Source organism: Phenylobacterium soli, assembly GCF_003254475.1.
In the GTDB taxonomy this organism is placed as follows: domain Bacteria; phylum Pseudomonadota; class Alphaproteobacteria; order Caulobacterales; family Caulobacteraceae; genus Phenylobacterium; species Phenylobacterium soli.
In genome coordinates this window covers 3,433,750-3,446,765 of the sequence record NZ_QFYQ01000001.1, presented here as the reverse complement: position 1 = coordinate 3,446,765, position 13,016 = coordinate 3,433,750, and the positions used below count along the sequence as shown (strand labels likewise).

The 13,016-nt window shown below is 69.0% G+C and carries 14 protein-coding genes; 4 read left to right on the top strand and 10 right to left on the bottom strand.

Translation table 11 applies throughout. From position 1 onward, the window contains the following. Positions 1-62: 62 nt before the first annotated feature. The 6 genes from DJ017_RS16980 to DJ017_RS16955 all read right to left on the bottom strand — a co-directional run bounded on the left by DJ017_RS16980 (position 63) and on the right by DJ017_RS16955 (position 7,484). A complete protein-coding gene (locus DJ017_RS16980) occupies positions 63-2,321 on the bottom strand; it encodes a GumC family protein (RefSeq protein WP_227000180.1) in 2,259 nt (752 codons plus the stop codon). Between the two features lie 101 nt (positions 2,322-2,422). After that, on the bottom strand, positions 2,423-3,742 hold the full coding sequence (locus DJ017_RS16975; RefSeq protein WP_111529831.1) for an outer membrane beta-barrel protein: 1,320 nt from the start codon (positions 3,740-3,742) through the stop codon (positions 2,423-2,425). A 77-nt stretch (positions 3,743-3,819) separates the two neighbouring features. Beyond that, complete coding sequence (locus DJ017_RS16970) at positions 3,820-4,392, bottom strand: hypothetical protein (RefSeq protein ID WP_111529830.1); 573 nt, start codon at positions 4,390-4,392, stop codon at positions 3,820-3,822. A 170-nt stretch (positions 4,393-4,562) separates the two neighbouring features. Further along, on the bottom strand, positions 4,563-5,195 hold the full coding sequence (locus DJ017_RS16965) for a hypothetical protein (RefSeq protein WP_111529829.1): 633 nt from the start codon (positions 5,193-5,195) through the stop codon (positions 4,563-4,565). Then, positions 5,192-6,565, bottom strand: a complete 1,374-nt coding sequence (locus DJ017_RS16960) for an O-antigen ligase family protein (RefSeq protein ID WP_133255477.1) — start codon at positions 6,563-6,565, stop codon at positions 5,192-5,194. Before DJ017_RS16960 ends, DJ017_RS16965 begins: the two co-directional genes overlap by 4 nt. Before the next feature lie 31 nt (positions 6,566-6,596). After that, positions 6,597-7,484 carry a transglutaminase-like cysteine peptidase gene (locus tag DJ017_RS16955; protein WP_111529827.1) on the bottom strand — a complete coding sequence of 296 codons (888 nt, stop codon included), beginning with the start codon at positions 7,482-7,484 and terminating at the stop codon, positions 6,597-6,599. A gap of 293 nt (positions 7,485-7,777) precedes the next feature. Between DJ017_RS16955 and DJ017_RS16950 the strand changes: the two genes are divergently transcribed. Beyond that, complete coding sequence (locus DJ017_RS16950) at positions 7,778-8,353, top strand: polysaccharide biosynthesis/export family protein (RefSeq protein ID WP_111529826.1); 576 nt, start codon at positions 7,778-7,780, stop codon at positions 8,351-8,353. 45 nt (positions 8,354-8,398) lie between these two features. Here the strand turns inward: DJ017_RS16950 and DJ017_RS20970 are convergent, their stop codons facing one another. Next, positions 8,399-8,527 (bottom strand): hypothetical protein, encoded by a 129-nt coding sequence (locus DJ017_RS20970; protein WP_264371500.1) that lies wholly within the window; start codon positions 8,525-8,527, stop codon positions 8,399-8,401. Positions 8,528-8,793: 266 nt separating this feature from the next. On the opposite strand from DJ017_RS20970, the gene DJ017_RS16945 reads away from it, so the two are divergent. From DJ017_RS16945 to dusA, 3 genes are all read left to right on the top strand, one after another. Further along, positions 8,794-9,423: a sugar transferase gene (locus DJ017_RS16945; protein ID WP_319417995.1), complete on the top strand. Its 630-nt coding sequence runs from the start codon at positions 8,794-8,796 to the stop codon at positions 9,421-9,423. Between the two features lie 75 nt (positions 9,424-9,498). Continuing rightward, positions 9,499-10,626: an AGE family epimerase/isomerase gene (locus tag DJ017_RS16940; RefSeq protein WP_111529824.1), complete on the top strand. Its 1,128-nt coding sequence runs from the start codon at positions 9,499-9,501 to the stop codon at positions 10,624-10,626. Positions 10,627-10,666: 40 nt separating this feature from the next. Continuing rightward, entirely contained in the window at positions 10,667-11,686 is a 1,020-nt protein-coding gene (gene dusA, locus DJ017_RS16935) for a tRNA dihydrouridine(20/20a) synthase DusA (RefSeq protein ID WP_111529823.1), read from the top strand. On the opposite strand, the gene DJ017_RS16930 is transcribed toward dusA, so the two are convergent. The 3 genes from DJ017_RS16930 to DJ017_RS16920 form a co-directional block, all read right to left on the bottom strand. Further along, a complete protein-coding gene (locus DJ017_RS16930; RefSeq protein WP_111529822.1) occupies positions 11,630-12,160 on the bottom strand; it encodes a TIGR02281 family clan AA aspartic protease in 531 nt (176 codons plus the stop codon). The two genes, dusA and DJ017_RS16930, sit on opposite strands and share 57 nt — an antisense overlap. A 104-nt stretch (positions 12,161-12,264) precedes the next feature. Further along, positions 12,265-12,483 carry a DUF1289 domain-containing protein gene (locus DJ017_RS16925; RefSeq protein WP_111529821.1) on the bottom strand — a complete coding sequence of 73 codons (219 nt, stop codon included), beginning with the start codon at positions 12,481-12,483 and terminating at the stop codon, positions 12,265-12,267. Then, positions 12,480-12,908, bottom strand: coding sequence for a PaaI family thioesterase (locus DJ017_RS16920; protein WP_111529820.1), 429 nt, complete (start codon positions 12,906-12,908; stop codon positions 12,480-12,482). The genes DJ017_RS16925 and DJ017_RS16920 overlap by 4 nt, the downstream gene beginning before the upstream one ends. Between the last annotated feature and the right edge of the window lie 108 nt (positions 12,909-13,016).

The window sequence follows — 13,016 nt, the reverse complement described above, 5'->3', positions numbered from 1 at the left end:
GGCGTCAACCGGGACGCTGAGCGGATCTGAGCTTCAGGACCCGACGGCCGGCATCCCTCGACCTAGCTGACATAGTACTTCTTGTACTCGGCGTAGTAGTAGCCCGGATCGCCGTACCCGTACTTGGTCTGCTGCTTCATATCGACCTGGGTGAGGGCGACGCCGCCGAGGTGCGAGCCGGTGCCGGCGAGCAGGCGGAAGGCGGCTTCGATGGCGTGTTGCGGGGTCTTCCGCCAGCGGGCCAGGAACACCACGGTGTCGGCCTTGGGTGCGAGCACACGGGTGTCGGCCACCGGCAGCACCGGCGCGGTGTCGAGGATCACCAGGTCATAGCGGCTGCGCAGGTCCTCCAGGAGCCGGTCCATCGCGGAGGTGCCGAACACGTCCTTCGGCGTGAAGGCGCTCTTGGCGAGCGGCAGGATGTGCGCGCCGCTGCCCTCGTCGACGGCGATCGCCTGCTGCAGGGTCGCCGCGCCGCTGAGGATCTCCAGGAGCCCGAGCTTGGGCTCGGCGCCCAGCAGACGGTTCACGGTGCGTCGGCGCAGGTCGCAGTCGACGATGATCACCTTGGCGCCCTGGAGCGCGGCAGTGCGGCCGAGGCAGAGCGAGGTCGTCGTCTTGCCCTCGCCGGGAAGCGAAGAGGTGACGGCGACGATGCGCACCGGCTCGCCCAGACGTGAGTAGAGGATCGAGGCGCGGAGGTTGCGGAAGGCTTCGGAGAAGCTCGACAGCGGCTTGGCCACCACCTGGTCGATCGGCGACAGCTGGCTGTCCTCCGCCACTGAAGAGAGCAGGGGGATCGCGCCCAGGTAGGAGGTCTCCAGCCGGCGCTCCACATCCTCCGCCGTGGCGAGGCCCGCATCGAGCATCTCGGCCACGATGATGGCGCCGGCGCCGGACCCGAGGGCCAGGAGCAGGCCGAGGGCAAGGTTGAGGGGGACCTTCGGCGAGCTCTGGCCCGTCGGGATCTTGGCCTTTGACACCACGCGCGCGTCGGACTGCTCGATGCCCTGCTGGCTGCTCGTTTCCTTGTAGCGGTTCAGGTAGCTCTCGTAGAGGGTCCGGGAGGCTTCCGCCTTCCGCTCGAGCTCGTTGAGGCCGACCATCGCCCGGCTGTTGGCGGCCAGCGTGCCCTTGGCGCCGCCGAGGCTGCCGCCGATCGCGCCGGCGCGTTCGCGGGAGACCTGCACCTTCGCCTGCAGGTTCGAGACGATGCGCTGGATCTCCGCCTTGATCTGCGCGTCGATGTCCGAGAGCTGGCGCTTGGCCTTCATCATCTCGGGGTGGCGCTCGCCGTAGCGGCCGGCCAGGTCCGCCACCTGGGCGCTCACCTGCGACCGCTGGGCGCGGAGCTGCTGGATCACGGGCGAGTCGAGCGCCTCGCCGACGTCCTCGCCGGTGGAGCCGCGGGCCAGCTGCTGCTTGGCCGTGTTGAGGCGCGCCTCGTCCTCGGCGACCTGGGCCCGGGCCTGGGCCAGGGTCTGGTTGTAGTTCGAGATTTCCGCCTCGGTCAGGCTTGTGCCGGAGGCGCTGAGCAGGTTGTTGGCGATCTTGTACTGCTGGACGGCGGCCTCGTCGGCCAGCACCTGGTTGCGCAGCCCGGCGAGCCGATCGTTCAACCAAGTGGTCGCCTGCTGGGTGGCCTCGAACTTGGCTTCCAGCTGCTCGAGCAGATAGAGCTCGGCGAACTTGTTGGCGATCGTCGCGGCCTTGGCGGCCTCGGTCGACTCGTAGCTGACGTTGATCACGTAGGTCAGGCCCGCGCGCTTGATCGACAGCCCCCGGAGGACGTTGTCGACGACCCGCTCCTGGTGCTTCTGCTGCTCGAGCGCGCTCAGCCGCACCTGATCGGGCGCCGTCGCGCCAAAGAGCGACTTGATCCCGGCGGTGACCGCGCCCAACCCGCTGGGCGCGCGAACGTCCGGATTGAACTCGGGATCCTGGTCCAGCTTCAAGGCCGTGACCACGCGCTCGGCGAGGTGGCGCGACTTGAGCACCTCGACCTCGGTGTCGACCGTGCTGGAGTCGGCGGGAAGGCCGGACAGCACGTCCTGGACGTTGGTCACCTTCTCCTTGCGGGGGTCCAACATGACGTTGGCGGTGGCCGTGTACTTCGGCGTCGCCTGCAGGGTGATGAGGATCGTCGCCAGCAGCACCGCCGCCGCCACCGCCCCGAACAGACGCAGTCGCCGGCGCAAGGTGGTCACCAGGCGCCGCAGATCCAGCTGGCCGGGAAGCATGGCGGGAAGGACCGTCATGCCGCTCGGCGGCAAGCCGCCGGCCTCAGGGTCGATCGGCGAGGCGGAGGTGTGCACGTTCATGGGAAGTCCCGAACTGGGCCGCGGAATGCGCGGAACGGTAGAGTTCGGTACCAGCCTTCAAGAACCGCGCCAGCCCCTCCGTCCCACCGCGCGACGATATGTCAGTACTGAAGGGTGAGGGTGGCGCCGACCTTGTCGACGTTGAAGTTGCCGCTGCCGTTCGCGCCGCTCGAGTCCTGCTTGAAGTGGTTGTAGCCCACCGTCACGCCGACCGCGCGATTGAACAGATAGGTGGCGCTGACGCCCGCGGCGTAGCGCTTGTCCTTGCGGTCCGCGCCCCGATAGTCGTCGTTGCCGTAGCTGGCGTTGGCCGACAGCACGACGTTGCGCAGCAGCTCGTGATCCACCTGGGCGCCCACGTTGGTCGACAGGTAACCTGAGGCGCCGAGGATGCCGGCGTCCTCGATGGTCCGCGAGCCGGTGAAGGTCACCGTGGTCAGCTGGGTGGGGAACCACTCCAGCTGGGCGTTGGCGCCGAGGCCCGAGATCTTGTTGAACCGCGGGTTGTCGTAGTCCTGCTTCATGTAGCCGATGCCGATCTCGCCGCGCATCAGGGCCGAGATCTCGAAGTTGGCGCCGGTCAGCACCTGGACGCCCTTGGAATCCCGGTTCTCGAAGAACGGATAGGTGACAAGGACCCCCGGCGTAGCGGCGAGGCGGTAGTCACGCTTGTTCTCGGAGACCTGCACGAACCAGGCCGTGTCGGGCGAGATCGCGTAATCGGCGCGCTCGGTCGCGATATAGAGCGCATGGTCGCGGTCGTGCTGCTGCGGATTGCCCGAGCGGTTCAGGTAGATGAAGTTCTGGGCGTCGAGGCGGCCGGAGAGGCGCAGGCGGTTGAATTCCCGGGCGCCGGACAGATAGGCCGTCGTCAGATCGTACTGGGTCGGGTGGGCGAGGCCCTGCGAGGTCGGCGCCGTGCGCGGCTCGGTGGCCCGGATGTAGTCCGCGCCGGCGTTGATCTGCGCGTTGCGCATCACGTCGAGGCGGCCTTGCGTACCGACCTCAACGTCGTTGGTGTTCTCCGACGAGAAGTCCGAGTAGCGGTTGATCGTGGCGCGCGCCCAGGCGTCGAGCTCGTGGCGGCTCCAGTTGGAGCTGATGTCCAGCTCGGGGGCGATGTGCCAGACGGTGTCGCTCTGGGCGTTGCTGTCCTGGGCGAAGACGTTGCTGTTGTATTCGACCGTGGTGTTCAGCTTCGGCCACACCATGAACGCGCCTTCGCGCAGACCAAGGGCCTCGTAGCCGGGGTGCGGACGCTGGCGGACGCTGATGTTCCGATCGCGCTGGAAGTTGGAATAGCCCGTGTTGGCGGGCTGCCCCCGCAACGCCTGCTGGGCGAATGCAGGTTCAAAACTCGCCGCGCAGGCGAGGGCCACGCCGCAGAACAGGCTACGCTTGGTCGCGTTCACGAAAGTCATCCCCCAAATGATGTGGCCGCGGACGGGCCGCGGCCGAAAATGCCGTGGATCAGGGCGGCGCGCGCCGCCCTGCCGCCCTAGAAGATGGTCCCGTACGGACCGACGTGGATGTTGCCGCCGCCATGGGTCTGGAATTGGTTTTGCTGCTGGAATTGGTTCGGCAGCTGGAATTGGTTTGGCAGCTGGATGCTGAACCTCACCGCGTTGACGATGCTGTTTCCTCGGAAGCCATTTCCTTGGCCGAATGAGGCGGTGGTGAAGCTCGAGAAGTTGTGGCTGGAGCCGACGTTGTTGATGGCCACGAGGACCGTGGCGGCGCCGTTCGGGTTCGTGGCCGATAGCTTGCGCCCGAGCGCCGCCTGAGCGTTCGACAGCGCCTGGTCCGCGACGTTGTCGGTTTGGCCGCGGATCGCGTTTTCAATGGCTTGCTGGACGTCGGCGCCGTCCCTCAGCGCCTGTTCCACCGCGTTCTGGATCGCCGTGGAGAGCTGCGAAACCTGCGTCGGGTCGGCCGACTGGGGTTGCGGGTTGCCGAACAGCCCCCCGAAGAACGGAATGGTGACGGCCTGGGCGACGCCCGACATCGCGACGGTCGCGACGCCGACGACCGCCAGGGTCCGCGCGGTGTTCGAGAAGTTCTTGAGGCCCATCTTTAGCCCCCCCATCGATTGCATTTCGGCCTTTGCGCCGGCCATAGCTAAAGCCACAACGGCGAAGCTTTCTCAACCAGAAATTGGCAACGATTTAGTAACCGACCGATTTTTCGCTGGGTTTTCAGCGGCTGTGTTGCTTCGGTGACGCTGTTTTGAGCGCGCTATGCTTAATTCCCGTGTGAAGGGAGCGCCTGCGCCCCGAGAGGCGAGGTCTTGCCCTCAACCTTACCGGTTGCGGAGAGTGGGACGAGCCAAAGCAGCAGCGCCAGCCGGCCTTCCCCGTTTGTGATCGTGGCGGGCAGGTTCATCACCGCGCCGCGGACGCCCGGCATGCCGCACAGCAGGCGGACTTCCTGCTCAACCCGGCGCCGCAGGTCGGGATCGAGCCCCTGCCAGTGTTCCAGGGCGAGACGGACGCGAAGCGGACCCCAGTCACGATCGACTGCGACGAGGTCATAGGACTTGCGCAGGTTGGCGAGCGACGTCGGCGACAGCGCCCCGGACTGAGGCGAGTCGAGCCAGGCCAGGCGCAGCCAGGCCTCGGTGTCGTAGGGCCACTCGCCGATGGCCTCCCGGCTGAGTCGTGCGGCGGTCTCGGCGTCGACCTTCGAGATCGCCGGCTGGCTGACGATGGCGTCGGCGCGGCGGTCCAGTCCCCCTGCCAGGGTCAGGAGGCGTACTGGTCCGAGGGACGCGGCGCCGCCGGCGTTGAGTGCGACGAGGGTGGCGATCGAGCCGGCGAGGGTCGCGGCCGCAAGGCCGCCGAGCGCCGAGACCCGGAGGGCGGGGCTTGGGCTCATCGCCGGCTGCTCCCCTGGGCGAGACTGACCTGCAGGCCGAGGAGCCAGGCCCAGAACCCGGCGAGGGAAGGGACCTGGAGACCGACGTCGGTCGTCCCGTGCAGCAGGACCAGGACGTCGGCGGCCAGGAGGGCGCTGAGCAGGGCGGTCATCCGGCTGCGCCGCAGGAGGCCGCGCAGGGTCAGGAGCATCAGGGCGCCGAGGCAGGCGAACATCGGCGCGCTGCCGAGGATGCCAGCCTCCTCGAGCCACTGCAGGTAGACGTTGTGGACCGAGTGGATGTCCCAGAGCGCGTCGAGGTTGCCGGCGTCCATGATCAGCTTGTTGACGGTGTCGAAGGCGCCGAGGCCGTAACCGAGAAGCGGCGAGTCAAGGAACGCGCTCCAGTGCGCGCGCCACATACTGGTGCGCACGAGCGCCGCTTCGTGGCTCTGGAAGACGCGGTCCAGCAGCCGTTCGCCGGCCAACAGGATCAGGACGGCGACGACGGCGAGGCCGCCGAGGCCGGCGAGGACCCCGCGCGTCAGTCTCAGGCGCCCGGTCCAGAGTTGGAGCCCAAGGAACACGGCCATGGCGCCCAGAAAGGCGAGGGCTCCGCCGCGCGAGGCGGTGTCGAGCAGGCAAGTGGCGAACACCAGGATGGCGAGGCTCGGCGCGGCGAGACGGACCGGGTCACGGCGTCCGCCACGGGTGCGCAGCGTCATCAGGGCCTCGGCGACCGCCAGCGTCAGCAACATGCCGAACAGGGTGGCGGCGGTGTTGGGCGACAGGAAGTGCGCCTCGAGGCGCCGGCCCTGGCTCTGGTAGATCTGGCCGGTGACCGCGCCGAAGAAGGCCCAGAGCCCGAAGGCCACGCCGGCGGCGAGCGTCAGGCGCACCGCATAGCGCGCGCGCTCGTCGCGCGCGCCGGTCGCCAGGCCGATGACGAAGAGGCAGGCCAGCCCCAGCAGCCGGACAATTTCGACCGCGGTGGAGGACTTGTCGACCGTCGAGGCTCCCGGCGCCTGGCCGACGAAGGCCCACACCGGATGCGGTCCGCCCGGCACCCAGGGGGTGAGGGTCAAGAGGGCGATCGCCACCGTGGCGGCGAACAGGGCTGCGGGGACGGCGAGGCCGCGAAGGCGGGCGAGCTCGGCGCGCACCCGCGGGGCCAGCAGCAGGGCGCCCACGAGCAGGGCCGCGCCGATGTTGAGAAGCATCACCCACGGCGTGCTCTGGGCGCCGTAGAGCCAATGGGCGCCGTACAGCAGCGCCACGCCGGCGACGGCGATCCACCCGCCGGCGGGAAGCGGCCATAGGAACACCCCGGCGTGATGCCGGTGTGCGGGCGCGCGCGCCTCGGCGACGCCTTCAGCGGCGGGAATCGTCACGGTCGGCCCCCCTCGATCGGCGGAACAGACCCTAACGCAGCCAGGCGATCAAGAGCCGGCCCGAGGTCGGGGGCGGCACGCTCGCGGACGGGCTCACCGCGCGCCAATCGAACGGATTGCCGTTCACCTGGCGCTTGACCCAGACGTAGGGTGTCTCGCGCCACGGCGAGATCCAGGGGGAGAGGCTGTCGAGGACGTACTCGCCTGCCTCGGTCGAGACCAGCAGGACGGCATGGGACTGGCCGTAGGGCGTCACGACCACGGCGATGTCGAGGGCCGACCGAGGAACGCCGGCCGCGACGAGCGCGCGCTCCTTCTCCAGGACGTAATCCTCGCAGTCGCCGGCCCGCAGGCCGTCCTCGAGGGGCGTGTTCCAGTAGTCGGCCCGGCCATAGAGCTGCTGATCGCCCTCGGGCGCGAGGGCGTCGTTGATCTGCCGGTTGACCCGCGTCAGCGTTCGCCACAGATCGTGGGTCATCGCCGGGCGCGCGCCCTCGGCGGCCTCGGCTTGCGTCGCGCCGGGCTCGATGAAATGGACGTGGGTCACGATCTCGGCGCGGATCGGCGCCGCCCCGGCGATCTGCAGCGGCAGAGACTCAAGGGTCTCCGAAGAGGCCGTGGCCCGCAGGCTGTCGGGACGGGGGGCGAGGCCGAGCGCGGCGGTTTCCGTGGGCTCCGCGCGAGCGTGAGCCCCGCCGCTGCCGGCCAGGCTTGCCTGTTGCGCCGCGACGAGCACGGTCTGGACGTCGTCGCCGCAATCGCGCGGCTTGCGCCCGCAAAAGGCGATATAGCCCTCCGGCGCCGAGGCTTCAGGTCCGAGCGGCATGTCCTGCCCCGGCTGAGGCGCCGCCGTTGCGGCGGAGGCCATCAGCCAGAGCCCTGCGGCGAGGCAGAGCTCGCCCAGGGTCTTCTTCTGCAACACCACACCATCACCCAATTTGTTTTATTGGGCGTGACTTAGAGGTGCGGGTATTAAGGACGGACTTAGCGACGTGGTTTGCTGGGCGTTAGCTAATATTTCCCCGCATTAACCATCTGACGTCGCGCGGTTTAGAATTTATTTACACAATGTGGCCGCCGGTTACTGCGCATTAAGATCGATTTCTTGCTGTTAACCGTGGTGCTCCACCTGTGGCGGATCGTTGCGGCGTATTCCACCCGTCATCCGGCTGAGCTATGAGGGGGCAGGGGATATTGTCCGGAGTTTCGGGGATGCGACGGCTTTTGACGCTGGCGGCGCTTGTGGTCGCCAGCCTTGTGATGGTGGTCGGTGCGGGGGCGACGCGCGCCTGGGCTGCCGGTGAGGCGGACGCCACCCGCGTGGTCCCGGAATATCGCCTGGGGGCCAACGACAAGATCCGGGTGATAACCTTCGGCGAGGATTCCCTGACGGGCGAGTTCTTCATCGGCGGCGGCGGCAACGTCGCCCTGCCGCTGATCGGCGACGTGCCGGCCGCGGGCCTCACCATTCCGGAGTTCAGCCGGAAGGTCGAGCAGGCGCTGAAGGACGGCGACATCCTCAAGGACCCGCACGTCAGCGTCGAAGTCCTGACCTATCGGCCCTTCTATATCCTGGGCGAAGTCCAGAGGCCGGGTGAGTACCCCTACACCAACGGCCTGACGGTCATGAACGCCGTCGCCACGGCCAATGGCTTCACCTACCGCGCCAACACCAAGCGGGTGTTCATCAAGCGGCAGGACAGTCAGGAGGAGCAGGAATTCCCGCTCAGCAGCACCCTTCCGGTGGCGCCGGGCGACACGATCCGCATCTCGGAACGCTTCTTCTAAAGAGGCGAGAATACCAGGGGGATCTGACGACCGGCTGGCCGGCGTCTAGGCGGGGGTGAGTTCGGCTCCCGTCATTCCCACCGCTTGCGCAGGATGGAAGCGCAGAGCGCGCGCGACCGGCAGGGCCAGCGTCAGGCTCGTCAGGGTCCATCCCGAAATCACCAGCAGCCACATCACGGCGAGCGCCCTTTCTAGGCGACTAACGGCTCAACTGGGCAGGATGATCCCATCGCAGGGTGTGGAAAGGCTTAAGTCCTCCAAAGAATTCGCAGCCTCGGCCCGCCCGCCTTGGCACGGCTCTCGCACCCCTGCCACCAAGACGCGCAGGTGTGCTCCAGTCTGGCACAACCAACGCGTTCGCGCGGCGAAGTGGCTAACAAAGTCTTTACAGCTTGGCCGTTCGCCGATTTAAGTCGCGTCGCTTGGGTTGGGGGACCAGAGTGTCAGTACTCGCGGAACAGATCGCAGGCGCTGGGGGCGCGGACGCCGCCAACAGTCGTGCAAAGCGACTGTTCGATGTCGTTACTGCGACAACGCTTATCCTTCTCCTGCTCCCGACCCTTCTGCTCATCGCCGCGGCGATCTTTCTGGAGTCCGGCGGGCCGGTGCTCTTCCGCCAGGTGCGCGGTGGCCTCAACGGTCGTCTGTTCACGATCTACAAGTTCCGCACCATGCGCGTGGACTGCGGCGAGGGCTGGACCCGGCGCGACGACGACCGCATCACCCCGCTGGGCGGCTTCCTGCGCCGCACGAGCCTCGACGAGCTGCCGCAGCTGCTGAACGTGGTGCTCGGCGACATGTCCCTGGTCGGCCCGCGCCCGCACGCGGCGGCCATGGACGACGAATATCGCGCCCAGATCGCCACCTATGACGCGCGACTCCGCACCCGTCCGGGCATCACCGGCCTGGCTCAGGTGAGCGACCTGCGCGGCTCGATCGGGGCGCTCGACGAGATGCACCGCCGGCTGGCGGCCGACGTCGAGTACATCGACAGCTGGTCGCTGTGGCTCGACGTTAAGATCCTGGTCCGCACGGTGCCGCACCTGCTGTTCTCCGGGAACTCCTACTGAGGCGCACCCGCGAGGCCGGTGCAACGGCCTGAAGCGCACGGGCGCAAAAGGCGTGGACTCTGCTAAAGCGCTCTCATGTCTGCGCTGACCTTCGACACCTTGCCCGACGCTGCGCGCGCCTACGACGCCTGGCTGCGCGACGCCGCTCTGCCGCTCTGGGCAAGGGCGGGCGTTGAGCCCGGCAGTCACGCCTTTCGCGACGCCCTGGCCCTCAGTGCGGCGCCTGCCGGCGCGGTGCGCCGCGCGCGGGTGCAGGCCCGGCAGGTGTTCGTCTACGCCGAGGCTGCACGTCACGGGCTCGGCCCGCACTGGCTCGAGTTGGCGCGGTCCGGCTTCGAAGGCTACCGCGCCGGCTTCGCGCGGGCGGACGGTCTCTATTCGGTGCTCGCGGATGACCAGGGCCGGGTGCAAGACGATACGCCTTGTCTTTACGAGCAGGCCTTCACCCTCTTGGCGATGGCCGCCCTTACCCGGGCGGGCGGGGCGGACCTGCGGCCCGACGCCGAGCGCCTGCTGGGGGCGCTGCAGGCGCGACGTCTCCCCGCCGGCGGCTTCGTCGAGCTCACCGACCAGCCCTTTCAGTCCAACGCCCACATGCACCTGCTCGAGGCGGTCATGGCCTGGGAGGCGGTCGGCGGCGAGCCGCTTTGGCGGGGCCTGACGGATGAGATCGTCGCCCTGTGCCTGGCCCATTTCATCGATCCGGATGGCGGCTTCCTGCGCGAATTCTTCGATGGGCAGTGGCGTCCCGCGGCCGGCGACGACGGCCGCTACGTGGAGCCGGGGCATCAGTTCGAATGGGCGTGGCTGCTGACCCGCTGGGCGCGGGCGCGCGGCGAGCCCGAGGTCGAGGCGGCCGCCCGCCGACTCCTCTCGTGCGGCCTGCGCGGCATCGACCGGGAACGCGGCGTCGCCGTCAACGGCCTCTGGGACGACCTCACGCTCCGAGACGCCTCGACCCGCCTCTGGCCCCAGACGGAGTGGCTTAAGGCGGCTCTGATCCTGGGGCGCGAGGACGAGGCGCTGGCCGCCGCGAACGGGCTGGCGAAATACCTCGACGTACCTGTCCGCGGCCTCTGGCGCGACAAGCTGAAGCCCGACGGGACCTGGGTGGAGGAGCCGGCGCCGGCAAGTTCCTTTTACCACATCACCCTAGCCGTGCTCGAGCTCCGCGACTGGGCGGCGGCGCACGGAGTGGCGTGACGCTTTTGCCCTTCGGCTCCGGCTCGCCTATCTAGGCCCGGTGAAGCAGCACCCGCCCCATCGCCTCTCGGTCGCGCCTATGATGGACTGGACCGACCGGCATTGCCGGGTCCTGCACCGGACCCTGACGGGCCGGGCGATGCTCTATACCGAGATGCTGACGACCGGCGCGGTGCTGCATGGCGATCGGGCGCGGCTCCTGGCCTTCGACGCGGCCGAGCATCCCGTGGCCCTGCAGCTCGGCGGCTCGGAACCTGACGATCTCGCCGCCGCCGCCCGGCTCGGCGCGGCCGAGGGCTACGACGAGATCAACCTCAACGTCGGCTGTCCCTCCGACCGGGTGCAGTCGGGCCGCTTCGGCGCCTGCCTGATGAAGGAGCCGGCGTTGGTCGCCGAGTGCATGGCCGCGATCGGCGGGGCGGTGAAGGTCCCGGCGACGGTGAAGTGCCGCATCGGCGTCGACGATCAGGAGCCGGCCGACAGCCTCTTCCGCCTCGTCGACCTCTGCGCCGAGGCGGGGGTCCGCCACTTCGTCGTCCATGCGCGCAAGGCCTGGCTGAAGGGCCTCTCGCCCAAGGAGAACCGGGACATCCCGCCGCTCGACTATCCGCTGGTCTGGCGGCTCAAGGCCGAGCGGCCCGAGCTGAGGATCGTCATCAACGGCGGGATCGCCTCGCTCGACGAGGCCGAGGCGCACCTGCGCCACGTCGACGGGGTCATGCTGGGCCGCGCCGCCTACCATACGCCCGCCATCCTCGGCGAGGTGGACGCGCGACTGTTCGGGGAGGGCCAGGCGGTCTCGCCGGCCGAGGCCGTCGCCCGCTATCGGCCCTACGTGGAGCGCGAGCTCGCCGCGGGCACGCACCTGGCGGCCATGACCCGGCACATGCTGGGCCTGTTCCACGGCGTGCCGGGCGCGCGGGCCTGGCGGCGCATCCTTACGGTCGAGGGAGTGAAGCCGGGCGCCGGGATCGAGGTGATCGACCGCGCCCTGGCCGCAGTGTCAGGGCTCCAGGACGAGCGCGCCGCGCGTCGCCTCGAAGCGGGAGAGGCGGCCTAGGTAGGTCATCCCGAGGAGCGAGGAGTCGAGCCCCTTCTCCATGACCAGCGCGTCCACGTCGTCGAGCCGGGCGCCGGCCACGGTCATGCTGGCCAGCCGCACCGAGGCGGCGCGGATCTGGCCGCCGGCCGTCACCACCCGGTAGCTGTAGTGCAGCTGGGCGGGATCGATGCCCAGCTTGGCGGCGTCGGCGGGGGTCAGGGCCACGGCCGTCGCCCCGGTGTCCACCAGGAAGCGCACGCTGCGGCCGTTGACCTCGCCGTCCGCCCAGAAGTGGCCGTCCCCGGACTTCAGGATCGCCTTGGACGCGTGGGGCGACTTGGCCTGGGGACCGACGGAGACGAACGGCGCCTCGGCGCGGGCGGCGCGCAGCTCGACGGGCTTCGGCGAGAGCACGACCACGGCCCCGGCGGCCATCACCGCCGAGCCGGCGGAGACCACGGCGAAGGCGGCGAGTTTGAAGATGCTGGACACCCGGACCCATCCTGGCGAGCGCCGTTTCCGGCGCGACTCGGCAGGAGACTAGGCCCCGCAGGTTGTTAAGCGGTGAACGCCCACCGGCGGTGGCGGCCCGGCGCCTAGCGCACCATCCCCAGCTTCTCGGGCCGGATGCGCTCGCGCCGCGACGGCAGCTCGGCCATCAGCCGCTCGCGCTCCTCCTCGCTGAAGCGCGCCCAGGCGGCCACTTCGTTCAGCGTTCGGAAGCAGCCCAGGCACAGGCCGCTCTCGCCGTCGACGACGCAGACCTTGATGCAGGGGGTCTTGATCGGGGCGGGGGGCTTGGCGGGCGCGCTCATGCCGGAATGGCGTACGTCACATTGGCCTGCGCCGCCAGCCGGTGCGGCCCCTCGGTCCAGAGCCGGACGTCGCAGACCGCGTTGCGGCGGCCGAGCCGCAGCATTTCGGCCTCGGCGTAAAGGTCGCCCGGCTTGGCGCCGCGCAGGAAGTTCATCAGCAGCGAGGAGGTCACCGCCATCAGCTGGTCCCCCACATGGGCCAGCACCAGGGCGTAGGCCGCCGTGTCGGCGAGCGACATCAGGGTCGGGCCGGAGATCACCCCGCCCGGCCGCAGCAGGCCGTCGCGATAGGGGGCCATCACCTTCACCCGGCCGGGCGCCACCTCCAGCACGTTCGGGAAGGCGGCGGGCTGGGCGTCGGGAAAGGCGCGGCGCAGGAGGGCGTTGACGCCGGCGGCGTCGAGGACGGGCTGCGGATCGGCCATGGATCCTTCATGACGAGCGCGTCCGGACATTACAAGATATTTATGGTTACAAGTAACAACCCTGTATCATGTCCAATATTTAATCCCGAACATGTGAATATTGCCGCC